The following is a 24,394-nucleotide window of genomic DNA, read 5'->3' on the forward strand; positions in this document are numbered from 1 at the left end:
CAAGCGAGCCTCTGCCTGTTCCGTAAGAGAACAGGGGAAGAGGATATGCGAAAGACGATAATAGCGGCGTTGCCGCTGGCGATGACGCTTGGCTTGGCCGGATGCGGCAATGAGGCGCCTGCACCCGAAGCGGTCGAAGCGCCGATCGTGATGAAGGGGGGCGAATGGACGATCACCCGCAAGACTACGGGCTACAACACGCCGACCGTCACGCCCGAACAATATCAGGTCGCGCTGAAACAGGTTGACGAGGAAAAGCTGTGCATCGCCGTCGATGCCAAGGGGACACCCGATGCCGATGCTTTGGCAGGGGATGAGGGCAAGGATTGCACCTATAAGGACAAGCTGCTGCGCAAGGGGCGGCTGATAGCGACTTTGGCCTGCAAGTCCGGTGGAGCGACATCGGAAATCGTGCTGGAGGGCAATTACACCGCCGATACGCTGACGCTGGGCAGCACCATGACAAAGACGGACGGGGGCAGCCCAGTATTGCGCACCACCCATGACGTAACGGGCAAACGCACAGGAGAGTGCAGCAAGGCCTGAACGGCCTGTCTTAAGAAACCCTCCGCTGCCTGTCGGCGGAGGGGCTCCTGTCCGGAATCTCCAGTGCTGGTGGCGGGATTCTGTGCCATTGTCGCGCCCGGCATCCATCAGAATGTCGGAGAGTCGAGACATGCTCTTTCATCTTTCGATTGCCGCGCATGATCCAAAGCATGTTGCGGAGGTCATCGCCGAAATGTGGCGGGGCGAGGCGCTCTATTTTCCGCCCGTGACGCCTGGCAGCTGGATTGCCATGGCTGGCGATGACCGGGGCACCGCCATAGAGGTCTATCCGATCGACACCGTCTTGCGCGAGGAGGAAGGCGACGCCGATGGCTTCGGGGAGCGGACTGGCGAAACGCGTTACACCGCGACACATGCCGCGCTGGCCACGCCCTTGTCCCGCGAAGAAATCATGGCGATCGCGGAGCGGGAAGGCTGGCCCGCCAAATATCGTAAGCGGGGCGGCGTGTTCGGCGTGATCGAATTGTGGATCGAAGGGCGGCAGATGGTGGAGATGCTGACCGCCGAGATGCAGGCCGAATATCTGACAGCGATGACGACGGATAATTGGCGCGCGATGCTGGAAGCAGGCCCTCCCGCCTGACCTATTGCAATGTCCGGATGGCGCGTTGGTCGCATCGTTTTGGACTATGCGACACGGCGGAATAGGCGGGCACCTGGATGGACTGGCCGATCCGCAACGGCGCAAAGCGCTGCCGCTCTATGCCTTCGCATTTCAGGAAAAGCTCCAGCATGCGGGGCGGTGTGTCCCATTTTTCATAAGACAGCCTGAATGTGCCCCAATGGATGGGGATGGCGGTCGATGCCTTGAGCTTTTCGAACACCTCGACCGCGCGCTGCGGCCCGATGTGGGAGTCCGCCTCCATCTGCCCCGGCCAGAAGCGGAAGGCGCCGATCGGGATCATCGCGAGGCGGATTGGGCCGAACCGCGCCGCTTCGGTGGGCCATGCCATATCGCCAGCCCCCGTGTCCCCCGCGAAGAAGATATTGCCCGCGCGCGTTTCGATGAGGAAGCTGGACCATAATGCGCGATTGCGGTCAGTGCCCCACCGGCTGCTCCAATGATGATTGCGCAGCACATGGACCCGGTAGTCTGGGCAATGTTCGTAATTTTCACACTGGATGACGGTTTGCGTCCCCAGATTGTTGAGGGCAGCGCCCGTCACTGACTGGCCCCAATCCAGCGCGATCGCCGGAATGCCATTGTCCTTCAGGATGCGCTCATTGCCCAGGCTGACGATGATCTTGGGCCGATCCCGTTCCCACAGCTTCTTGAGCGTGGGGATGTCCATATGGTCATAATGATTGTGACTGACGATGATGAGGTCGATCTTCGGCAGATCATCCATCCGGATGCCAGGCTTTGCTACCCGCTTCGGTCCTAAAGGTGGCAAGGGACTCGCATAGTCGGACCAGGTGGGGTCGGTAAGGATATTGACCCCCGCCGCCTGCACCAGCACCGTGGCATGGCCGACCCATGTCGCCACCATGCCGCGGGGCGCGGCGAAGGCTGGCGGGCGCGTGGGCTTTACTGCGACCGTCAGCGGCCATTCGGGGCGCTCGTCCTGCCCCGTCAGCCAGCGAAGGAGAAAGCCCCGGCGGTTCGTCCCCGGAGGACCGGAAAATTCGATCTCGCCATCGGAATTGAAAAAGTGCTCGCCATCATAATGGCGGCTGACCGGCCCGTCATAATAGATACGATCGAGAAAGGGCGGGATGATCGTGATCGCAAGACACAATGCGATTACCAGAAACAGCAGCCCTATGCCCGCTCCGCGAAAGACTTTTCCGATGATGCGGCCCATGCCGTCTCCTGCTTCGATCACGATGCAGGGTCATAGCCGCGATATAGCGCGGGACAAGAGTTGCTTATCCCGCGCGTCCTCAATGCCGCATATGTCGAAGCCAAGGGAGCAAGCGCCTTTGAAGATCCTGCACCTCGCTATCCTCTCCTTCCAGCAAAGGGATGGCATAGGTCTCAAGATCGTCCTTCAACAGGCTTACGCTCCGGCTGGGATGATGCAGATCCACCACCGCGCCATCGGGCATATGGGTGGCTAGAGCGGCCATGCCTTCGCTGACACTTGCATGGGGACCGTCGACTTCGTAATCCTCCGCCAGCAGCAGATCGACCATCATGCCAGCCAGCAGCGGGTCGTCCTCAACAATCAGGATGCGGCCGTTGGATCGCGCCATCATCCTTGCTCCAGACCGAAATGGCTACGGTAGCGGTTGAAGCAGCGCTCGCCGCAGCTGAGGCGCATCAATGCGCCTTCCGCGATTGCAACGGCGCGGCGAGGGTCTTCCGCCACCAGTGGCTTGATCGCCAGCTCATTCCAGTCTCGACTATGCTTGACGTCCAGCACGGCATGCAGGTCAAAATATCGTCGTTCCGACTGGCTGAGCCCAATTCGTCGCAAGGCGCGAGCCGTGTGTGCCGATCGGCCCGGAGCGGTGAGTTCGATCGCCCCCAACGCGCCGACGCTGTGCCAGGCATAGCAGCGCTGCGTCGCCATTGCGGTCATCGCGTTAGCCAGAGCCAGGCTTTCCCAGACAGTGCTCTCGATCGTCGGCGTTAGTTCCAATGTTGTTACCAGCTGCGCCAGCATCGGCCCATGCATGCCCTTTTCCTGGCCGCGCCCCATCTCATCCCAATAGTTGCGCGCAAGTTCCAGCTTGGCGGAATCGGGGAGCTTCACCTGCGTAAGGGCGACGAGATCGTCGAAGCCAGCCTCGCCCGCCGCTTCCTCCGTCAGGAACCAGCGGATTTCGTCCCGCGAGGCATGGTTGGCGAGCCAGGGAAACAGCGCGTCATGCTGGCCGGGGCCAGTCTGCTCCAGCGCCTCGAACCATTGGATGAAGCCTTCGGGATCGGTTGGTGCCCGCGCCGCTCGGTCGCGGACCATGGCGCGCAGTTCTTCCATAAAGCCATGCTCCAGCCGCAGCATGGCTTCATCCTGGCGGAACTGGCTTTCCCAATCCTCGGGATAGGATGGAGCGAGACGTTGCCGATTCCAATGACTGAGGCGTTCCTGAAAACTCTGTTGAAGAAATTGCGATGCGCATTCGGGTGCGACGAAGCGGGTGGCCACGGAAAATACTCTCCTGATTGTACCCCTGTTCAATTCGGGGGAGAGCGCGGCGTTCCCTCAAAAATGCCTAACAGGGATCAGTATGAGGGTGTTTACTTCGACAAAAGCGGGTCGATCGGGGTTTTGGCAGTTCACTCAACCGCCAAGCAATTGATCGATCTCGGCCGGGCGCAGCTCCATCTGCAACTGATCACATGTGCATTGACGCGGCGCCTTGTCGGGCCGCCAGCGTAGAAAGCGCGTGCCATGGCGAAAGCGCCCGCCGGTCACCTGATCATAGATCACTTCCACAACCAGTTCCGGAGCTAGAGGCTCCCACACGCTTTCCGCGCCCTTCTTCCAGCGGCTTGGCCCACCCGGTGCCTTGCCGGTGAAGCCGGAGCCTCCCGCAATCGGCTCAAGGCGTTGCAACAGAAGAGGTCGCTCATCCGCCTTGAACCCGGAGGTGAAGCCCACATGGTTGAGCTTGCCCGCCTCGTCATAGAGGCCCAGCAGCAAGGATGCAGCGCCACGCCCATCAGCCGTGCTGCGGAAACCACCAACCACACAGTCGGCGCTGCGATAGTTTTTCAACTTCATCATTGCGCGTTCGCCAGATCGATAGGGCAGGTCCAGTTGCTTGGCGATGATCCCGTCGAGTGCGCCGCCGCTGCCTTCCAGCCAGCGGTGGGCATCCTCGATTCGATCACTGGCAGGGGACAGGAGCAGCATCCCGGTCCCATTCTTCGCGTGAAAGCGTTCCAGCGTGTTTCGCCGTTCCCGCAACGGCGCGTCCTTGAGGTCGCTCTTGCCCAGCGCGAGACAGTCGAACAGCATAAGCTGCGCCGGGGTTTCGCGGGACAGGCGCGCTATCCTGCTCTCCGCCGGATGCAGCCGCTGCTGCAACGCATCGAAGGACAGCGCGCCGTTCAGCGGCAGGATCAACTCGCCGTCCAGCACATAGCGGCGCTCGGTCGTTGCGAGCAGTGCATCAATGATCTCCGGAAAGAAACGCGCCAGCGACTTGCCGGATTTGGATCGGATGTCGGCCTGCGGGCCGTCACAGCCCACGACTGCGCGGAAGCCGTCCCATTTGGGTTCATATTGCCATCCCGGCGGCGTGGGCAGCTCGGACACGAGCCGAGCCTCCATCGGCAGCGGCAAGGCCAGACCTTGGGGGTCGGCCGACGTCATGGCTCCGCTCCGCCCAGGTCGAGCGTGATGACGACCGGCGCATGATCGCTCGTCTTTTCCCAGGCGCGGGGCTGGGTATCCACCTCCGCGCTGACCAGCTTGGCGGCGGCAACCGGGTTCAGCAGTGCATGATCGATCCGCAGACCGGCATTGCGCTCAAAGGCGCCACGCCAATATTTCCAGAAGCTATAGATCACCTCATCGGGATGTAGCTGCCGGATTGCGTCGCTCCATCCCTGATTGAGGAGGCGCTGGTAGGCGGCGCGAACCTCCGGCGCGAACAGGGCATCGTCGCGCCACCGGTCGGGCGCATACACATCAAGGTCGGTCGGCATCACATTATAGTCGCCCGCGACGATCACCGGCGCGTCCACGTCGATGAGCGAGGCCATATGCGCGTGCAGCCGATCGAACCAGCGGAGCTTGAAGTCGAACTTGGGGCCGGGACGGGGGTTGCCGTTTGGAAGGTAGAGGCAGGCTATGAGGACCCCGTTCACCGCCGCTTCGATATAGCGGCTCTGCACATCATCCAAATCCCCGGGCAGTCCGCGCCGGGTTTCATGGATGGCGCCAACCCGGCTCAGGATCGCGACGCCATTCCATCGGCTCTGCCCGTGCCAGACTGCATCATATCCCGCTTCCCGGATGGCGCGCTCAGGAAGATTCTCCTGCGGCGCTTTCAACTCCTGCAAGCATATAATGTCGGGCCCAGCCTGCTCCAGCCACCGCAGCAGCACCGATAGGCGTCCGTTCACGCCATTCACATTATAGGTCGCGATCCTCATGTCTTTTCACAAGACGTTTCGCGGGCCGATTGGTTCGAGGGCTTGCAGAATCCCGCCCAATTCAAAAGGCCGCCCGGCTGCTTCCGGACGGCCTTTCCATTGTCAGCCGATTGGACGCGCTCAGAAGAGGCGGACCCCCGCGGCGGAGGTCAGGCTCTTCGTATTTGCCGTGATCGGCATATGACAATGAGACATCAGACCACCTCCTTTCCGTTGTTGACGATGATCGGGATATGGGTGTGTGTTTGGGGAGAACAAGGGTTAGGCGCGCCCCATTTCAGCGCCCTTGGCGGATCAGGGGCGCGTCGAACAGGCTCGGCTGGGTCATTTTCTCCGCCGGGCGAGACGTCGCCGATTGCGGCCAACGGCTTTGCGATAATGGGCGATTACCGCGCATCGCGGCATCTGGGCTGGTCCCCAGATCGCCGGTCATCGCCCTCCATTGCAATACGCCCATCGCTTCGATCTTCTCGGCGATCATGAGATGCGCTTCCCGCGCTGCGGCCGGATTGCCTGCCAGCAGCCTGGGTATCCTGAGGCCGATCACCGTCCAGGCTTCCAGCCCCAGCTGCCAGCTGTCCATGAAAAGGCTGAACGGGTTCGTCTTCTGCATGACGGCGCGCTGCACTTATTGTGCGAGGAAGCTCAGCAGATCGGCGTTCAACCGATCCGGCGCCGTTGCGAACAGGCCATGCGGTTCGCCATCATATTCGATCAATTGCGCCCCCGGGATCGCAGCGGCCGCTGCTCGCCCGGTCGGATCGATCGGCACCGTCTTGTCGCTCGTCCCGTGGATAATCAGCGTTGGTATGGTGAACGCGCCCAGGTCGGGCCGGAAATCGGTTCGGCCAAAGGCGTGGATGCAATCGATCGTCGCCTTGGGGCTTGCCATGATCGCCAGCATGAAGGTCCAATCGAGCAGCGCGCTGCTGACGGGCTTGGAAACGAGGCCAATGCCATAGAAGGTCTTGGTGAAGGTTTGCAGGAAAGCGAAACGGTCCTCGCGTACCTGCGCCTGCATCTGGTCCAGTGCAGATTCATCGACACCGTCGGGATTGCTGTCATCCTTCAGAAGATACGGCACGACAGAGCTGATTAGCGCTACCCTGTCCACCTTCGCCGAACCATGGCGCGACAGATATCGGGCGATTTCGCCGCCTCCCATGGAAAATCCGACGAGGGAGACTTTGGGCGCGCCCACCTTATCAATGACGGCGGCGAGATCGTCCGCGAACACGTCATAATTATAGCCATCGGCGGGATGACCCGATTGCCCGAAACCGCGACGATCATAGGTAATTACGCGATAGCCCGACTCCAGCAGCGCAAGCGTCTGATATTCCCACATGTCGCCGGTCAGGGGCCAGCCGTGGATCAGGATCACCGGGTGGCCCGACCCCATGTCCTTTACATGGATGACATGACCTTCGCGGGTTTCGATATGCATGGGAGCCACTCCTGATAGGGGAGTGAGGGCAACCGGTGGCGCGGCGCATCGTTCCCTTCGGTTCGATTTCCTCGTCTTCGTCTTGCGGGAACAAAGCCTATTCACCCCGGTTAACAACATTTGGCGGCGGGCGTCATAAGCGGCCTTAAAAACAGGCCAAGGAGATGTCATGGTGACGCTCACTCCGCTGGAAATCGGCCTGGGGCTGGTGGTCATTGTCCTGCTGGCCGGACTAGCTGTGCTGATCATGCGCAACCGGCAGCATGCCAATCTGCGATCGAAATTCGGGTCTGAATATGACCGCACCGTCGAGGAGACGGGTAGCTCCCGCAAAGCTGAAGCAGAATTGCAGGAACGGGAAAAGCGCGTGGCCAGCTTTTCGCTGCGCCGCCTTTCCCCGCAGCAGACCGACATGTTCACCGATGGCTGGATGAAGGTCCAGAACCAGTTCGTTGATGATCCTCAAGGTGCGGTGTCACGCGCCGACGTGCTGTTGACCGAAGTAATGGAGGCGCGTGGCTATCCCATCGTCGATTTCGACAGGCGTTCAGCCGACTTGTCCGTTTATCACCCGGAAGTTGTCCAAAATTATCGCTCTGCCCATGACATCGCCATACGCCATGCACGCGGGGAGGCCGATACCGAGGATCTGCGTCAGGCGATGATCCATTATCGCGCGCTCTTTGAAGAACTGGTGCACGAACCCGGCGAACCTGACGGCATGTCCCCCATGACGCGGTCCAGCCGCTTTGGCGACACGGATTATGGCCGCCGGGATCTTCATTGAGCTTAGATGAAATTTGGCCGCCGCAGCTTCCTCATGAAAGCTGCGGCGGCCTTGTGTTCAGGCGGTAGCGGTTAGTGCCGATCGTTGAAGATCGAACCGGTCGGCATCCATCACGTTGACCCATGCACCGACAAAGTCGTCAACGAACTTGCGCCCTGCATCGGCCGACGCATAGACCTCCGACAGCGCGCGAAGCTGTGAGTTCGATCCAAAGACCAGATCGACGCGCGTGCCCGTCCACTTCCGTTCGCCAGAGTTGCGGCAGCTGCCGACGAACAGGTCGCCCTTGTCGCTTTCCGCCTTCCACGCCGTACCCATGTCGAGCAGGTTGACGAAGAAGTCGTTGGTAAGCTGTCCTGGCCGGTCGGTGAAGACGCCATGCTTCGATCCGCCATGGTTGCCGCCCAATACCCGCAATCCGCCGACCAGCACCGTCATCTGAGGCGCACTGAGCCTCAGCAGGTTGGCGCGGTCGATCAGCAATTCCTCCACCGGCACGCGATAGCTGACTGGCAGATAGTTGCGGAACCCGTCCACCTTCGGTTCCAGCACGGCAAAGCCATCGACATCGGTCTGCTCCTGCGATGCGTCGGTGCGGCCCGGCGTGAAGGGCACGGTTACATCATGCCCCGCATCCTTCGCCGCCTTTTCTATGCCGACAGAGCCGCCCAGAACGATGAGGTCGGCGATGCTGATCTTCTTGTCGCCGGAAGCTGCGCCGTCGAACTTGGCTTTGATGCCTTCCATCACATCCAGCACGCGGGCCAACTGATCGGGCTGGTTCACCTCCCAATCCTTCTGCGGTGCAAGGCGGATGCGTCCGCCATTGGCGCCGCCGCGCTTGTCCGATCCCCGGAAAGTGGATGCCGAAGCCCATGCCGTCTGCACCAGTTCCGATACGGTTAGCCCGGACGAAGCGATCTCCTGCTTCAGCGCAGCGATGTCCGCTTCCTCGATCTGGGCATAGACCGCAGCCGGGATCGGGTCCTGCCAGATCAGATCCTCGGCAGGAACATCGCTCCCGAGGTAGCGGCTCTTTGGTCCCATGTCGCGATGGCACAGCTTGAACCAGGCGCGGGCGAACGCGTCGGCGAAGGCGTCCGGATCATTGCGGAAGCGCTCGGCGATCTTGCGATATTCCGGGTCTTCCTTGAAAGCCATGTCGGCCGTGGTCATCATCGTTGGCAGCCGCCTGTCGGGGCTGTGCGCGCCCGGCGCCATGTCTTCCGGCCTCTGGTTGATGGGCTGCCATTGATGCGCGCCCGCCGGGCTCTTCACCAGCTCATAGTCGTAGTCGAGCAGCATGTGGAAGAAGCTCATGTCCCACTGGATGGGGGTGGGCGTCCATGCGCCCTCGATGCCACTGGTGATCGTGTGATCGCCAACGCCGCTTTCATGTCCGCTCTGCCAGCCAAGGCCCTGCTGCGCGATGTCCGCGCCTTCGGGCTCCGCCCCGATCTTTGAAGCGTCGCCCGCACCATGCGCCTTGCCGAAGGTGTGGCCGCCAGCGGTCAGCGCCAGCGTCTCTTCGTCATTCATGCCCATGCGCGCGAAGGTTTCGCGGATGTCGCGCGCCGACTGCAAGGGATCGGGATTGCCGCCCGGTCCTTCCGGATTGACGTAGATGAGGCCCATCTGGATCGCCGCGAGGGGATTTTCCAGCGCCATTTCCTTGTCAGGCTGGATGCGGGTCTGGTTGTCGGGATTGCCGACCCACTGTTCTTCCGTGCCCCAGTAAATGTCCTTCTCCGGTTCCCACACATCTTCGCGCCCGCCGCCGAAGCCGAAGACGGGACCGCCCATCGACTCAATGGCGACGTTGCCGGTCAGGATCATCAGGTCCGCCCAAGACAGCTTGCGGCCATATTTCTGCTTGATCGGCCACAGCAAACGGCGCGCCTTGTCCAGATTGGCGTTGTCCGGCCAGCTGTTGAGGGGCGCGAAACGCTGCCCGCCCGACGAAGCGCCGCCGCGCCCGTCGCCTGTGCGATAGGTGCCCGCGCTATGCCAAGCCATGCGGATGAAGAAGGGGCCGTAATGTCCATAGTCAGCCGGCCACCATGGCTGGCTGTCGGTCATCAGGGCAAGAAGGTCTTTCTTGACCGCGTCAAGGTTGAGCGATGCGAATTCCTTCGCATAGTCGAAGGACTCGCCCATCGGATTGGCGTGTGCGCCATCTTGATGAAGGATTTCGAGGGACAATTGATTGGGCCACCAATCGCGGTTGGTGCGTCCGAGCAGTGACCGCAGCGCGGCTGGCTCCTTCATCGGGCAGCTCAATGGGCTTCCGCCAGTTTTCGCGTCCATGATTTTGGCTCCTTTTGAATACAGAGGGGCAGGCTAAACCCGGCCTGCTATCTAAGGAAGCGATTAAGATTGGTCATGATGATCGATAAAAGCGATCAGTGAAAGCTCGTCAGGACGGCTCCCGGGGCACGGATAGGCTGCTTTTTGGTTCCGCTCCATTACGCTTTGGTGTAATCTCCCGCTGTTGGCCATGAGGCGTCCCTCATGCCGAGACGATGCGCTGCGCAGGTCAAAAGGCCGCCCCCGTCACCGGTCCCGACTGAGGATTGAAGGTTGAGCGTCCGTCATGGTGACTTCGCGAAGGGAGAGCGACCATGGCGATTACGCATCCAGCTGATCTGGCTTCCAATCGGGACGATTATGAAATCCGCAAGATCGGCTTTGATGATCTGCGTATCTCGCTGCGGCAGGGCTGGGAAGATTTCCAAGCCAAGCGCGGCGATCTGGTGTTCATTGGACTGATCTATCCTGTGGTTGTGTTGTTTGCCATTCTGATCGCCAGCCGCGTGTCGATCCTGCCGCTGCTGTTTCCCCTGCTGGCGGGCTCCGTCCTGTTCAGCCCTGCCCTGGCCAGCGGCTTTTATGAACTTGCCCGGCGTCGGGAACATGGACTGGATTCCCGCTGGCGCCATTTCCTGGACGTGGTCCGGGGGCCGTCAGCGCCTTCGCTGTTCGACCTGACCAGCATTACCGCCTTGCTGTTCCTGGGATGGCTGGCGGCCGCCTGGTTCATCTATAATTCGACCGTGGGCCGGTTCGGACCTGAAGTCGTTTCATCCTTCGGGGCCTTTGTGAGCGCGGTGTTCGGAACCGCCGAAGGTTGGCAGATGATCATCGTCGGCAATCTTGTGGGTCTGTGTTTCGCCATCATCACGCTGGCGGTCAGTGTCGTGTCTTTCCCGATGATCATCGACAAAAAGGTCAGTTGGGGCAACGCCCTGAGGACTTCGGTTCGGGTGGCGCGGACCAGTCCCGTGACCGTAGCGGCCTGGGGGCTGATCGTGGTGGGGCTGCTGATCCTGGGCGCATTGCCGGGGCTCGTCGGACTGGCCGTCGTGCTGCCGCTGCTGGGATATTCGACCTGGCATCTCTACACGCGCGCGGTCGTGCGCTGAGGTTGCGCTGACGACACCTGCTCCACTTTTCGGGAGCAGGTGTCGGGCAGGTCATTGACCAGCTTGGGCGGCTGGTTTCGGCAGGGGTGGCGCTCCGCCTCCCAACGTCGCCAGATATTTGATGACAGCCGCCCGATCTTCCGGACGGCGGAGCCCTGCAAAGCTCATCTTCGTTCCCGGCACATCTCGCATCGGCGAGGCGAGGAACGCGAATAGCTGGTCGTAGGTCCAACTGCCCCCATGCGCTTTCATCGCAGGGGAATAGGCAAAGCCCGCATGGCTGGCGACCGGCCGCCCTACCACGCCCCACAGATTAGGCCCGATACGGTTTGGTCCTCCCTGGCCAAAGTCGTGGCAACTGGCGCAAAGCTGCGTCCTCTCCTTGCCAGCATTCGCATCCGCGCTGGCGAGCAACGTGCCAAGATCGACTGGCGCCGCCGCAGGCGCAGAACCAGCGCCGGAGGATGGCGCAGGCGCCTTGCCACGCATATCCCGGTGATAGGCGATCAGCCGGTTGCCTTCGCCCGGGTCGCCAAGGCTGGATGGCCAGTCCCGCTGCACCGACGCCATGTCCACGCGCGGCGGCATGTCGTCGGCAGGCTGGTAGGCAAGGGAGCCTGCGTCGGCATCTGGATAAAGCCGTCCGGCAAACCAGTTGAAGCTCCAGAGCGCGCCCGTGGCCCCCACGACGCACAGCCCCGTCACCAGCCAGCGCATCCGGTTCATGGCTTCATCCTCCCCCACCCATGAAGATCGCCCGCGTCCAATAGGCATAGTCCGCCTCGATCGTCATGATCCGCACCAGCACCAGCAGAAGCAGCGGCGGCACGAGGATCGCGTAGATCAGCGACAACCTTTCCCAGGCGAGATGCATGAAGATGGACAGGATCAGCCCGGCCTTGAGCAGCATGAACAGGATGATCAGCGTCCAGCGGACGATCCCCTGCACATGCATATAGTCCACCATGTAGGACATGGCGCTCAGCACGAAGAGATAGCCCCAGACCTTCAGGTAAAGGCTGATCGGATGATGCTGTCCTTCATGGACTAGCGAGGTTTCGCTGCTGGCTATCTCATGCTTCATGGACATCACCACAGGTAGAAGAAGGCGAAGATAAAGACCCAGACGAGGTCGACGAAATGCCAGTACAGTCCGGCGATCTCCACGGGGCTATAGTCGCCCGTCCTGTCATAATGCCCGCGCGCCACCTTGGACGCGATGATCAGCAGCAGGATGACGCCGCAGGTCACATGCAGGCCGTGAAAGCCGGTGATCATGAAGAAGCTGGCGCCAAATTGCGGCGCGCCCATCGGATTGCTCCAGGGGCGCACGCCTTCCTCGAAGATCAGCTTGCTCCATTCGAACGCCTGCATGGACAGGAAAGTCAGGCCGAACAACGCCGTCACCAGCATGAGGATAGCTGTCTTTCGCCGGTCGCGCCGGTAACCGAAATTGACCGCCATCGCCATGGTGCCGCTGGAACTGATAAGCGCGAAGGTCATGATTGCGATCAGGACCAGCGGAATGTCGTGCCCACCGATATTGAGCGCGAAGACTTCCGCCGTATTGGGCCAGGGCTCCACGGCCGACGCCCGCATTGTCATGTAACCTGTCAGGAAGCAGGAAAATATGAATGTGTCCGACAGCAGGAATATCCACATCATCGCCTTGCCCCAATGGGTATGGCGGAAGACTTCCTGATCAGCCGACCAGTCAGCGACAATCTCCCGCAAGGCGGGAGTGATAATCTCCTTGTCTCTTCCGTCGGGCACCGTGTGAGCCATGGCGATGGACCTCATGTCGATACGAGCAGGGCGGCAATCAAAATCCAGATGAAGAGCAGGAAATGCCAATAGACGGCGCAAAGGCGGACATGGGCGGGGTTCCGCTCCGCCAGCACCCAGGCGGCGGCTACCAGGCCTCCGACGATGTGAAGACCGTGAAGCGCCGTCAGCAGATAGAAGAAGGCGTTGGCCGGATTGGATGACAGATAATAGCCTTGCGCAAGATAGTGACGCCACAGCAGCCATTGACTGAAGAGGAATGCCAGGCCGAGCGCCGCGCCCGCGAGGGAAGCGCCTGCCGCCCGTCCTGCCGCGTGCGATCGCCGCGCGATCTCCCATGCTATGCTGCTCGCGACCAATAGCCCGCTATTGACCCAGAGCAGCGGCGGATCGGGCATGGCGACCCAGTCGTCCGCATGCCCCATGGCGGCGTGCAGCCCCATGCGCATGAAATAGGCCGCGCCCAGCAGTGAGAACATGACCATTGCGACGGCGAAATAGACGCGGAGTCCCACGCTCCCAGCGGAGGGGCGGGTCGCGGATGGAGACGCCGGGTCACGATCGCTCGCCGGTTCCCAGCTTCTTTCCGCAAGGCGCGACAGGATCGTCATGAGCGCGGCTCAGTCTGGGCAATGAAGTCGCGCGGTGCGCCGGGCACGCTATAATCATAGGGCCAGCGATAGACGGTGGGCAGCGTCGGTCCCCAATTGCCATGTGCTGGCGGCGTCTGTGGCGTCTGCCACTCCAGGCTCGCCGCGCCCCACGGGTTCGGGTCTGCGCGCGGTCCCCAAAACCGGCTCCAGATCATGTTGAAGAAGAACAGTCCTTGCGCTGCAAAGACGATCAGCGCCGCAATGCTGATCCATTCATTGGCCAGATGCACCGACGGCGGGATGAACCCGGTTTCCCCCAAAGCATAGTATCGGCGAGGCACGCCCAATATGCCCAGATAATGCATCGGCAGGAAAATCGCATAGACGCCCAGGAAGGTGATCCAGAAGTGGAGCTTGCCCAAGGTCTCGTTCCACATCCGGCCGAAGATCTTGGGATACCAATGATAGATCGCGCCAAAGATCACCAGCACTGGAGACACGCCCATGACCATGTGGAAATGGGCAACGACGAAGAAAGTGTCGGACAGCGGCACGTCCACGCTGACATTGCCGAGGAACAGTCCCGATAGCCCGCCATGGATGAAGGTGAAGATGAAGGCGATCGCGAACAGCATCGGCACGCGTAGATGAATGTCGCCGCGCCACAAGGTCAGCAGCCAGTTATAGACCTTGATCGCGGTAGGGATCGCGATGATCAGCGTCGATGTCGCGAAGAAGAACCCGAAATAGGGATTCATGCCGCTCACATACATATGGTGCGCCCATACGATGAAGCTCAAGGCGCCGATGATGACGATCGCCCACACCATCATGCGATAACCGAATATGTTGCGCCGGGCGTGGACGCTGATCAGGTCCGATACGATGCCGAAGGCGGGCAGGGCGACGATATAGACTTCGGGATGACCGAAGAACCAGAAGAGATGCTGGAAGAGGAGGGGGCTTCCTCCCTCGGTCGGGGTAATCGCGCCCATCGACTGCATCGTCGGCATGAAGAAGCTGGTGCCCGCGAAATGGTCGAACAGCATCATGATTGCCGCGACGAACAGCGCCGGGAAGGCGAGCAGGCCCATGATCGACGCGGTAAAGATGCCCCAGACCGATAGCGGCATCCGCATCAGTGTCATGCCCTTCGTGCGCGCTTGTAACACCGTCGTCACATAATTGAGTCCGCCCATGGTGAAAGCGGCCACGAAGATGGCGAGGCTCACCAGCATGGTGGCTATGCCCCACTGGTGTCCCGGTGTTCCCTCGCTGATCGCCTGCGGGGGATAAAGCGTCCAGCCCGCCCCCGTGGGTCCGCCCGGAACGAAAAAGCCGGATACCAGAACGATGACCGACAGCAGGTAAAGCCAGTAGCTCAGCATGTTGACGAAGGGGAACACCATGTCCCGCGCGCCGATCATCAACGGGATGAGATAATTGCCAAATCCCCCCAGCAGCAGCGCGGTCAGCAGATAGACAACCATGATCATGCCATGCATCGACACGAACTGGAGGTAATTGTCGGGCTGGATCGCCGGGAAGGCGCCGGGGAAGCCGAGTTGCAGCCGCATAAGCGCGGACAGCACCAGTGCCACCAGTCCGATCGCGATGGCGGTCAGGCTATATTGGATGGCAATGACCTTGTGATCCTGGCTCCAGACATATCTGGTAACCCAACTGTGGGGATGATGCAGCGGCCGCAAGTCGTCAGCCAGGGTGGTAGCCATCAACTCTTGCTCCAGGACGCAGGGACGCTGCAGGCATTCGCCTTGATCAGCAGGATGGACATGGCGGCGGGCGGCGTTTCGGCCAGGATTTGCCCAAAGCTCGTCTGTTGTGCCTGCCAGGCGGCGAACGCCTTGGGTGACTCCACCACGACGCGCCCGCGCATCTCATGATGGCCCGTGCCGCACAGTTCGGCGCAGAGGATGTCGAACGTGCCCAGCTTGGTCGGGGTCATCCAGAAATAGGTGACGATGCCGGGCACCAAATCCATCTTTGCCCGGAAATCCGGCACATAGAAGTCGTGCAGCACATCCTTTGAACGCAGCACCATCTTGACCGGCTTGCCCAGCGGCAGATGCAGATCGCCCGCCTCGACCAGCAGATCGTCGCGCCCGAACGGGTCCAGGGGATCGACGCCTAGCGCGTTGTCGGGCGTCACATATTTGACTGCCGCAGCACCCAGCACCCCATCGGGTCCGGGATAGCGGAACGACCACTGCCATTGCTGCCCCACCGCCTCGATGACCGTGGCGTCCTGCGGCACGGAAACATAGCGGCCCCATGCGGCCAGACCCGGGGCCAGCATCCCGGCGATGCCGATCGCGGTCCAGAGCGTCAGCCTTTTCTCCAATGAGGCGTTTTCCGGCTCATAATGCGCCTTGTGCCCGGTGCGGTGTCGGTAGCGAACCAGCACCCAGGCCAGGAACAGGTTGAGGATGATGAAGGCCGCCGCGCAAATCCAGAGCGTTACGTCCAGCGCGGAATCGATGGAACCCCAATTTGAAGCGATCGGCGTCCGCCACCATGGGCTGAACAGGTGAAATGCGACCGAACCAAACACCAGCATGGCGATGGCGACCGCAATCGGCACAGGCTCTCTCCCATCGATGCGGGCACGCCTCACAGCCATTGACCCGGCTTTTATTGAGTCGCCCCGGAAATAACCGCATTGGTAATCTATCGAAAAATCGCACCGGGTGGAAGTGGTTAGCCGTGATGCCGCTTTCCCGGACTGAAGGCTTCCGCGCGCGGGTGCGCGGAAGGGGGCAGGGCTGCGCCTCTTGCGTCACGCGATGCCCGAAGGGGTTAATCATTATTCCTGCGCTCTGCGACCGAAGATTGTTTGATCGGACCTGGCAAAAGCGGGAGGGTCGGCGGCCAATGAGGTCAGAATGCCGCTGTGGAGGATCTATTCATGCTATCGCAATCGGGAACGCTGAACGCGCCCCTGCTCGAGGCAATGTCTGACCGGCCGATGGAGGGGGGCTCCCGGCCCTCCAGCCTTTCGGCCCGCCAGGTCATCAAGATCATCCGGCGGCACGAACTGCTGCTCGGCGCCATTGTGTTCTTCGCGGTCCTCATCGTGCTGGTGGTTCAATTGACCTCCACGCCCATCTATCAGGCGACCGCGACGGTGCAGGTCGAACTGAATGACGACAGCGGATCGCCCGACATGGCCGCGCGCAACCAGCAGCGCGTTGCCAACGAAGCGGGCATCTACCGGTCCCGTTCCCTTGCCGAACGCGTGGTGCAGGATTTGAAGCTCGCCTCTGATCCGCGCTTCGTCGAAACGCCGCTTCCCGCCAACGCCGTCGTCGACAACCGCCGCCTGTCCCGCCTCGCGAGCAGGCTGATATCCAGCACATCGATTTCAAGCTCCAAGGATTCCGATTTCATCGACATCACCGTGCGATCCGAGTCGGCTGACCTGGCGTCGGAAATCGCCAATCAATATCCCGCCAGCCTCGCCGCCTACCGCTCCATCATGCGCGATGACCGGCAGGGCAAGATCGTCAGTCAGCTGGATGACGAGCGGGCACGGCTTGCGACCGAGGCGCATCAGGCGGAACAGGCGGTCGCCGATTTTCGCCGCCAGCATCAGATGCTTACCGGCGCTGGCGGGTCGGAAGATTATCAGCAGATCAACCGGATCGCCACCGAAGCCGCCTCCGCCGCCGCCATGCGCGCCGCGCAAAGCGCGCGGGCAGCCGGCATCGCGAGCGCGGTGAGCAACATCACGACAGCGGGCGCGACGTCCCCGCTGCTCGACCAGCAAAGGCGGCAACTGGACGATCTGAACCGCACGCGTAGCGAACTGGCCATGATGTATGGGTCCGAACATCCCAAGATGCGCGGAGTAGAAGCGCAGATCGCGGAAACCACCGGCAACATGCAGCAGGAACAGGCCAGGGTCATCGCCGCGGCAACCACGCAGGCGCAGAACTCCGCCGCCCGTGAAGCGGGCATCGCGAGAAGCGAGGCAGCCTCTGCCGCATCGCGCGCAGGCCAGCTGGAAGGAACGCTTCGTTCGATCACTGGCAAGGCATTCGCGAACACCGCCGCGACGGTCGAGCTGAACTCGCTCGAACGCAATGCGGAAGCCGCGCGCAGTGCTTTCACCGCCATGAGCACGCGTGCGCAGCAGGTGAAGGCCAGCCTCGCCGCATCGGGCATCCATTCGCGTTTGATGTCGCCCGCCGCCGTTCCGCAGGATCCGATTTCGCCCCGACCCAAGTCCGCGACGTTCGCCGCGTTCGTCGGGGCGCTGATCCTGGGACTGCTGGTGGTGTTCGGCATCGAGCTGACGGATAACCGCCTCTGGAATGCCGAGCAGATATATCATCAATTCGGCCTGCGCACTTTTGCCCTGCTGCCCGAACTGGATGGCGACGCCCTTAAGTCGGCAAAGGCGAATCCTGTGCTTCAGGACCCTCAGTCGCTCTTCGCTGAGGTGGCGCGTGGGCTGGGAAGCGAGGTCGCCGAACTGGCCCAGCCGGGAAGGGCGCAGACCGTGCTGATCACCTCGCCCATCACCGGAGACGGCAAATCGACGGTCACCCTCACCCTGTTGGCTGCGGCCGTCGCCATGGGCCGCCGCGCGATCGTGATCGACCTCGATCTGCGCCGTCCCAGTGACGTCCTGCGTCCTACCGATGATGCGGGGGGGAAGCCGGACCTCATCGATTATCTCAGCGGTGCGGTCGATGCGCGCCATATGCTTCCAACGCTCGCCCTGACACAAAGGCCAGGCGCGGAGCAGCCGTCCGAAATCACCACCTATGAACCCGTCGTCCTCAGCGCGCGTGAACCTGCGCGCAATCCGGCCGCGATCATGCGGTTGGGGAAGGTCAACGACCTGCTGGACCATCTGCGCGAACATTATGATCTGCTGATCATCAATGCCCCCCCCACGCTTGCCACGCGGGATTCACGCATGCTGATGGACGCGGCCGATCACACGCTGCTGGTCGTACGGTGGGGTCGCACCACGATCGAACAGGTGCGCGCGGCGTTGCAGGTGCTGCAAAAGCCGGTGGACGGGGTGGTCATCAATCGCGTGGATTATGCGGAACACGCCCGTCGCGGTTATGGCGATCCGGTCCAGTTCTACATGGACTCAGCGGAATATTTCACTGGCGAGATGCCGACCCGCCGCCGCTGGTATGAGCGGATGGCCCCGTCGCGCTGGCGCGATCGCACGGACCATATGGCATGACGGCCGGAAGGGTGCGCGATCCCTTCGTGCAGCCTTTCGCGGATTGGCCTGTCGCTGCGCGCGCCAGGGCAGGCGCTCCCCCCCCCCCAAAGCAGAGTGCCAAGTTGCACGCTCATCAGAAGCTGCCGACGGGAAGGGGCTGAAGCGCCCATCGTCTCAAACCAACCTCATGCGCGAGATTGCAGTGCCGATCATTGGGCCATGGCGCTGCGGACGAACGATGGACTTAACAGCCAAGCGCGCAGAGATGCCCCGCGAAATCGCAATCGCCGCTGATACCATGGCGCCCGCACATCTTGATCAAATCGATACACCCACTTGACCCTTCTGTCCGGCCTCTCGAAGGCCCTAGACGTAAGGAGGGTGAATGAAGCAAAAGGTGTGAAGCTCTAGCCATTCCATGGTGCTTAGGAGCACTAGCAAGAACAACGGTCACTGGAAGCCGGGCAGAGCCTTCAGCTTTCCAACGGGGGAAGATGGCTGCGCATGCCTCTGCGTTGCGAGGGGGAAGGCAAGAAGCGAGGGCTGATCACTCCCGGCCCGATCAGTGCGGGACTGACGGCGAGGAAGACGAACAGGAACCAGCATCGTCCATAGACGTGCGGCATTCCCATCACCGCGTTGGCGAAGGTTACGAGCGTCGTGACGATCGTCAGCAGTACCAGCTTCCCATATCGAGCTCGATATCCCACGATGCCCGCCAATATCGGAACGGTCATCAGCACCAGATAGCCCAGCAACGACAGGCCGCCACCTTCGTTCAACAGCAGCAGATAAAGGTTATGGACAGGAAGGCCATAGCGGCTTGCCTGCCGATACTGATCCGCGCCAAGGCCGATGATGAGATTCTTGTCGGCCATCTCCAACGCTTCCCTGTTCAGTTCCTGCCGGGACTCGAACGTCCCAGCGGTCGAAAGATCGCCCGAGTTCAGGGCGGAAAGGACCCTGGTCTGGAATGTCGCGGGAAGATAATTCTGCCCGAATGCGAGTACAGTCGCGCCCAGCGAAGCGACGATGATCAGGGTCTTGAAATTCCGTCTGCCGCCGAAGAAAATCAGGGCAGCGGCGATCATGCTGTAAAGTCCGGTATTCGAACTGGTCAGGATCACGCCCGTGATGAGAATGGCGAGGCAGGGCAGCGCAATCATCGGTCGCATCTGTTTGGACAGGAGCATCAGCCAGACGAGCGTCATGGCCATGACCGTCAGCACGCCCATGCCATTTGGGTTGCCCGCAAAGCCCTGTAGCCGCTTGTTGCCCGTGACCAGGGCCATCTGTTCCCTGTCGGTGCTGTAATAGCCGGCCGAGTAGACCATCGCCCCCAGCGCGCACATGACCACCATGCCCCAGATCCCGCACTTGATGAGGCGGACGACTTCCTCCTCCGGCCGACGCAACAGGACGAGCGGCACGAGCAGATAGGCGAAGGAATATTGCGTGACCAGCACCAGGCATCGGACCATATCGCCCTTGAAAACGCTGCCTATGAAAAGGCCGCCACTGAGCATCAACAGGCCCAGTACCCAGAGCCAGGTCAGACTGGCAAAGGGTGATGCGACCCTTCCTGTGGATACGCGCAGGAAGAAGGCGCCTGCGAACATCACGTCGCTCAGGGTTATGTAAAGGCTTGGATGGCGGAAGGCGTTGTAAGGCGCAAAAAACACCGCGCCTTGCAGCAGGACGAATTCCCATCTGTGGAGTTCATCTGTCCAGAATTGCGTTCGTTCCTGAGCGGGGCTGGCACGACGGCCGCCGGGCAATGGATAATGGCTTGCCTGATACTGACTGGTTTGCACGCCTGGCGCTCCGGCTATTTTGCTGCCTTGTTCCGTGAGTAGGATGCAAATCTGGCCGGACTTAGTCCATTGCACATAAAGCCTGCCAGGCGTTCAAAAGGGCAGGGACGATATCCGATTGGGTAGGGGGTCAGGCAATGAAAACGGATGGTTAGCGCCGCTCGTGAAAAAAAGCTGCCTCTGTCCTCCGGCAGTCGTCACGCACTTGCCGAACAATCGGCGGTGCCGCGCGGGGCGCCTCTCGGCGGGAAAGCGGCAGGGCTGGCCGCGGGCGGGGAGGGCGTTGCGCTGTCAGCTGCCTGACCATGCAGTCCCTGTCCTGCCGCCCATATGGCTGCCTGGGTGCGATTGGATACCCGCAGCTTGCGCAGGACCGCTTTCACATGAACCTTGACGGTGGCTTCGCTGATCGAAAGCTCGCGCGAGATGACCTTGTTGGGCAACCCTGCGATCAGGCGCCGTAATATCTCCATTTCCCGTGCCGACAGATTTGCGCAGTCGATAGACACGGCGTTGGGCGTCTCCTCGCAAACGGCGGATTGGTCGATCAGCTTCTGGGCCAGTTGCGAAGGAAAGATCTTTTCCCCCAACGCGATCAGGTCGAGATACCCTCCCAATCGTTCGCATGACAGGTCATTGATCAGATAGCCTTCGGCGCCCGATCGAAAAGCATCCAGCATTGCGTCGAAATCGAATTTGTTGGCGAGTATCGCGATCCGCGCGCTTGGATAATATTCGCGCGCTTGGGCAAGCGCCGCGCCGTTCCATTCCATGTCCTGATCTTCGATCAGTAGCAAAAGGCAGTCGGAATCGGCGATGTTGGCGGGGCAAGGCTCGTCCAGTCTGGCCCCGGTATAGAGGATCTGACGCTGTTGTGACGAAAGAAGTCGCCGGAGACCCTCTCTTACGATGGAGCTTCCGCCCACAAGCACAACATCTGAATCCATTGTCATAGTCCGCCTCCCTCAACATCACAGCAGGCCGTGATGGATTGAATGCAAAAGCACTTGCTGAAGGCGACCCCTGTCTTATCGGGTCGGAGAGTATCACAAATGCAGCGTTGAACAATAGGCGTAACATTTTGGAAAAACTTAACTTACATGAAGATCGTGCGTTGGCACGATTTCGCTAACCGATTGTCTATTCATGAATTTGTCTGAACCATCCCAAATAGCAAGCAAGCGTTGTCCTTTAGGATGGACTGATGGCATGTGCTGAAAAGCATGTGTGATTCGCGCGTAACCTATTGTGGAAATGATCTTCTGGCAGCGGCTTGGATTCAGCTCTTCAGTCGATGCCGTGGGCAAGGGCGGTCCGCCGCACATGTCAATTAGCCAAAAGACTTAATCCAGCTTCCTCCCGCAAATCATTCGGGGCGACGGCCTGCGGATATTCTGCTCGTTCGGCCAACGCCTGCACCGATTCCTGCCACAAGGGATGATAGCTGTCTGGTTCATTGCGGCCGGGGGCCAAGTTGTTACCGTTTTACTCGTGATCTGGACGATCGCGCTCCGCATGCTGCGACAGGCCCTCTTTGGCAGCATGCGGGGTTTGTTCGTCGAAGGTCTTTTTCTTGAACCGCAAGGGTTTTGCTATGGATGCGAGCGCGCCGCCCGCTGGATCTGACCCGCTTCTCGACGATCTCGCAGACCCGCGGGCGGAGGTTTCCGCTGGTGGGCCGGGCTGGGCGATACTACTGCATGATCTGCTGACGCGGCCAACCGGATTTCCCGGCCCGGCCCGCTTTGCGGCACTCATGCTGATCGACGCGTCGTTGATCCTGACCACCCTGCTTCTGGTCGTGATGGCCATACCGGGCAGCGTTTCGGCGGCCTTCTATGATCGTCCCAGCCTCATGATCTTCTTCACCCTGGTGGCGGTGTTCGCTCTCTGCCTGACGGGCCTTTACTGGCGAAGCTGGCGCTTCCTCTCCTTCGGCGACTGCATCGCGCTTTCGACAGGGGTCGCAGGCGGAGCGACGGCGGCATGGAGCATGTGCCTGATCATCTCGGCAAAGATACGGGCCGTGCCGCTGGAGGCGGTCGGTTTCGCGCTGTTGCATTCGGCATTGCTGTTGGTGGCGATGATCGGCGTGCGAACGGTGCGCCGGGGCCTGCGCGAATTCGCCTTGGCGCATATCGTCCCTCCCGGCGGCGGTCACAACATATTGCTGCTGGGCGAACTGGACTGGATACGGTCGCTGATGGACATGCTCCGCGCCGAACGGACCAATCGGTTCAATGTCGTCGGCGCGCTGACCTTTGACGGACGCGAGGCGCGGTTGCAGGTCGCCGGTGTACCCGTGCTGGGTTCGCCTGACAAACTGCCGCAGATCGTGGAGATGCTGGCGACGCGGGGGCTAAAGCCCGAAAGCCTCGTCATACGCGGCGACAGGACGATGCCGCGCCGGTCCTTCTCCCATTTGGTGAAGCTGGCCGATCAGTGCGACCTGACGGTTGCGCACGCCAATGACCTGCAAAAGGCGAAGGACGGCACGGCGCGCCTGGAGATCAAGCAGTTCGAGCTGGCCGACCTGCTCGGCCGACCCGAAGTCTCCCTCCAGCGCAGCATCGTGGATCGGCTGATCCGTGGCCGCCGGATATTGGTGACGGGCGCGGGCGGCACGATCGGCGGCGAACTGGTGCGCCAGATCGCCACCTTCCGCCCGGCGGAGATCGTTCTCCTCGATCATTGCGAGTTCAATCTCTACACCATCGAGATGCAGGCGCGGGACAAGTTCCCGGATGTCATCTGTCGGCCCGAACTTTGCTCGATCCGCGACCGCGCCGCGTTGAATGACGTCTTTCAGCGCCATCAGCCGGAGGTCGTCTTCCATGCTGCCGCGCTCAAGCATGTGCCCATTGTCGAGGCCAATCCGTGCGAGGGCGCTCATACCAATGTGCTCGGCACGCGAAATGTCGCGGATGCCGTCTGCGCTTATGGCTCGCTCGCGATGATCCAGGTGTCGACGGACAAGGCGGTTAATCCGGTGGGCGTCATGGGCGCCACCAAGCGCCTTGGCGAACTTTATTGCCAGGCCCTTGACCTGATCGGTCAGTGCGACCCCGACAGCCCGCGCTTCATGACGGTGCGGTTCGGCAATGTGCTGGGCTCCAGCGGGTCGCTCGTCCCCCTGCTTCAGCAGCAGATGGCCGCCGGAAAGCCGCTCACCATCACGCACCCGGACATCAAGCGCTATTTCATGACCGTGGGCGAAGCGGTGCAGCTCATCCTGCAAAGCAGCGCCCGTGCGATGGAAACAAACATCGATCGCGGCACCATCTTCGTCCTCGACATGGGCGAGCCGATCAAGATCGTCGACATCGCCCGCCGAATGATCCGCCTCGCGGGCCTGCGTCCGGACATCGACGTGCCGATCAAGTTCGTCGGCCTTCGTCCCGGCGAGAAGCTTTACGAGGAGTTGTTCGACACCACCGAGGAACAGCTTCGCTCCACCATCCCCGGCGTGATCGAAGCAAGCCCTTGCCCGGTCCCGCTCGAAAAGCTGGTGAACGCCTTCATCGAATTGGCAAACCTCATCCATACCCATGACGAGGACGGGGTGCGCGACCTGATGAAGGAATTGCTGCGCGCGCCCGCCCAATCGAACTGGGCAAAGACGCTGCGAGAATTGACTCGGGAGATCGACCTTGTCGGTAAGGCTGCGAATGAATGACCGGGTGCGCTCCTTTGCGGCAGCCGATGCCTGGAAGCCTGGGA

At 61.2% G+C, this 24,394-nt stretch carries 22 protein-coding genes; 6 read left to right on the plus strand and 16 right to left on the minus strand.

Going from position 1 to position 24,394, the window contains the following annotated elements; all coding sequences use genetic code 11:
- Nucleotides 1-45 precede the first annotated feature (45 nt).
- The gene (locus ACZ5YV_RS13085; protein WP_464787971.1) at nucleotides 46-546 is read left to right on the plus strand and encodes a DUF3617 domain-containing protein; all 501 of its coding nucleotides are present in this window, start codon (nucleotides 46-48) and stop codon (nucleotides 544-546) included.
- 130 nt (nucleotides 547-676) lie between these two features.
- Nucleotides 677-1,150, plus strand: a complete 474-nt coding sequence (locus tag ACZ5YV_RS13090) for a hypothetical protein (protein ID WP_464787972.1) — start codon at nucleotides 677-679, stop codon at nucleotides 1,148-1,150.
- Between the two features lies 1 nt (nucleotide 1,151).
- Here the strand turns inward: ACZ5YV_RS13090 and ACZ5YV_RS13095 are convergent, their stop codons facing one another.
- From ACZ5YV_RS13095 to ACZ5YV_RS13125, 7 genes are all read right to left on the minus strand, one after another.
- Complete coding sequence (locus ACZ5YV_RS13095; protein WP_464789233.1) at nucleotides 1,152-2,372, minus strand: MBL fold metallo-hydrolase; 1,221 nt, start codon at nucleotides 2,370-2,372, stop codon at nucleotides 1,152-1,154.
- 79 nt (nucleotides 2,373-2,451) lie between these two features.
- On the minus strand, nucleotides 2,452-2,766 hold the full coding sequence (locus ACZ5YV_RS13100) for a response regulator (protein ID WP_464787973.1): 315 nt from the start codon (nucleotides 2,764-2,766) through the stop codon (nucleotides 2,452-2,454).
- Nucleotides 2,763-3,659, minus strand: a complete 897-nt coding sequence (locus tag ACZ5YV_RS13105; RefSeq protein WP_464787974.1) for an iron-containing redox enzyme family protein — start codon at nucleotides 3,657-3,659, stop codon at nucleotides 2,763-2,765. Before ACZ5YV_RS13105 ends, ACZ5YV_RS13100 begins: the two co-directional genes overlap by 4 nt.
- A gap of 135 nt (nucleotides 3,660-3,794) precedes the next feature.
- Nucleotides 3,795-4,832 carry an ATP-dependent DNA ligase gene (locus tag ACZ5YV_RS13110; RefSeq protein ID WP_464787975.1) on the minus strand — a complete coding sequence of 346 codons (1,038 nt, stop codon included), beginning with the start codon at nucleotides 4,830-4,832 and terminating at the stop codon, nucleotides 3,795-3,797.
- On the minus strand, nucleotides 4,829-5,617 hold the full coding sequence (xth, locus tag ACZ5YV_RS13115; RefSeq protein ID WP_464787976.1) for an exodeoxyribonuclease III: 789 nt from the start codon (nucleotides 5,615-5,617) through the stop codon (nucleotides 4,829-4,831). Before xth ends, ACZ5YV_RS13110 begins: the two co-directional genes overlap by 4 nt.
- 277 nt (nucleotides 5,618-5,894) lie before the next feature.
- Nucleotides 5,895-6,230, minus strand: coding sequence for a hypothetical protein (locus tag ACZ5YV_RS13120; protein ID WP_464787977.1), 336 nt, complete (start codon nucleotides 6,228-6,230; stop codon nucleotides 5,895-5,897).
- A 15-nt stretch (nucleotides 6,231-6,245) separates the two neighbouring features.
- Entirely contained in the window at nucleotides 6,246-7,064 is an 819-nt protein-coding gene (locus tag ACZ5YV_RS13125) for an alpha/beta fold hydrolase (RefSeq protein ID WP_464787978.1), read from the minus strand.
- A 169-nt stretch (nucleotides 7,065-7,233) separates the two neighbouring features.
- Here ACZ5YV_RS13125 and ACZ5YV_RS13130 point away from each other — a divergent pair, with 169 nt between their 5' ends.
- Nucleotides 7,234-7,851: a hypothetical protein gene (locus ACZ5YV_RS13130; protein WP_464787979.1), complete on the plus strand. Its 618-nt coding sequence runs from the start codon at nucleotides 7,234-7,236 to the stop codon at nucleotides 7,849-7,851.
- Between the two features lie 57 nt (nucleotides 7,852-7,908).
- Here the strand turns inward: ACZ5YV_RS13130 and katG are convergent, their stop codons facing one another.
- A complete protein-coding gene (gene katG, locus ACZ5YV_RS13135; protein ID WP_464787980.1) occupies nucleotides 7,909-10,158 on the minus strand; it encodes a catalase/peroxidase HPI in 2,250 nt (749 codons plus the stop codon).
- Between the two features lie 314 nt (nucleotides 10,159-10,472).
- Between katG and ACZ5YV_RS13140 the strand changes: the two genes are divergently transcribed.
- Complete coding sequence (locus ACZ5YV_RS13140; protein ID WP_464787981.1) at nucleotides 10,473-11,273, plus strand: DUF2189 domain-containing protein; 801 nt, start codon at nucleotides 10,473-10,475, stop codon at nucleotides 11,271-11,273.
- A 51-nt stretch (nucleotides 11,274-11,324) separates the two neighbouring features.
- Here the strand turns inward: ACZ5YV_RS13140 and ACZ5YV_RS13145 are convergent, their stop codons facing one another.
- From ACZ5YV_RS13145 to ACZ5YV_RS13170, 6 genes are read right to left on the minus strand one after another with little or no spacing between them, the layout of a single operon-like run.
- Nucleotides 11,325-11,999, minus strand: a complete 675-nt coding sequence (locus tag ACZ5YV_RS13145) for a c-type cytochrome (RefSeq protein ID WP_464787982.1) — start codon at nucleotides 11,997-11,999, stop codon at nucleotides 11,325-11,327.
- Nucleotides 12,000-12,003: 4 nt separating this feature from the next.
- Nucleotides 12,004-12,357: a cytochrome C oxidase subunit IV family protein gene (locus ACZ5YV_RS13150; protein ID WP_464787983.1), complete on the minus strand. Its 354-nt coding sequence runs from the start codon at nucleotides 12,355-12,357 to the stop codon at nucleotides 12,004-12,006.
- A gap of 5 nt (nucleotides 12,358-12,362) precedes the next feature.
- The gene (locus tag ACZ5YV_RS13155; protein WP_449470898.1) at nucleotides 12,363-13,058 is read right to left on the minus strand and encodes a heme-copper oxidase subunit III family protein; all 696 of its coding nucleotides are present in this window, start codon (nucleotides 13,056-13,058) and stop codon (nucleotides 12,363-12,365) included.
- An 11-nt stretch (nucleotides 13,059-13,069) separates the two neighbouring features.
- A complete protein-coding gene (locus tag ACZ5YV_RS13160) occupies nucleotides 13,070-13,669 on the minus strand; it encodes a cytochrome c oxidase subunit 3 family protein (RefSeq protein WP_464787984.1) in 600 nt (199 codons plus the stop codon).
- Nucleotides 13,666-15,384, minus strand: coding sequence for a cytochrome c oxidase subunit I (locus ACZ5YV_RS13165; RefSeq protein ID WP_464787985.1), 1,719 nt, complete (start codon nucleotides 15,382-15,384; stop codon nucleotides 13,666-13,668). Before ACZ5YV_RS13165 ends, ACZ5YV_RS13160 begins: the two co-directional genes overlap by 4 nt.
- Entirely contained in the window at nucleotides 15,384-16,292 is a 909-nt protein-coding gene (locus tag ACZ5YV_RS13170) for a cytochrome c oxidase subunit II (RefSeq protein WP_464787986.1), read from the minus strand. Before ACZ5YV_RS13170 ends, ACZ5YV_RS13165 begins: the two co-directional genes overlap by 1 nt.
- A gap of 285 nt (nucleotides 16,293-16,577) precedes the next feature.
- Here ACZ5YV_RS13170 and ACZ5YV_RS13175 point away from each other — a divergent pair, with 285 nt between their 5' ends.
- Nucleotides 16,578-18,878: a GumC family protein gene (locus tag ACZ5YV_RS13175; protein ID WP_464787987.1), complete on the plus strand. Its 2,301-nt coding sequence runs from the start codon at nucleotides 16,578-16,580 to the stop codon at nucleotides 18,876-18,878.
- Between the two features lie 455 nt (nucleotides 18,879-19,333).
- Here ACZ5YV_RS13175 and ACZ5YV_RS13180 read toward each other — a convergent pair whose 3' ends face one another.
- Complete coding sequence (locus tag ACZ5YV_RS13180; RefSeq protein ID WP_464787988.1) at nucleotides 19,334-20,674, minus strand: O-antigen ligase family protein; 1,341 nt, start codon at nucleotides 20,672-20,674, stop codon at nucleotides 19,334-19,336.
- 197 nt (nucleotides 20,675-20,871) lie between these two features.
- Entirely contained in the window at nucleotides 20,872-21,627 is a 756-nt protein-coding gene (locus ACZ5YV_RS13185; protein WP_464787989.1) for a LuxR C-terminal-related transcriptional regulator, read from the minus strand.
- Nucleotides 21,628-22,268: 641 nt separating this feature from the next.
- Here ACZ5YV_RS13185 and ACZ5YV_RS13190 point away from each other — a divergent pair.
- Nucleotides 22,269-24,350: a polysaccharide biosynthesis protein gene (locus ACZ5YV_RS13190; protein WP_464787990.1), complete on the plus strand. Its 2,082-nt coding sequence runs from the start codon at nucleotides 22,269-22,271 to the stop codon at nucleotides 24,348-24,350.
- Nucleotides 24,351-24,394: the final 44 nt, after the last annotated feature.

This window comes from Sphingobium sp. TomTYG46, from assembly GCF_055396345.1.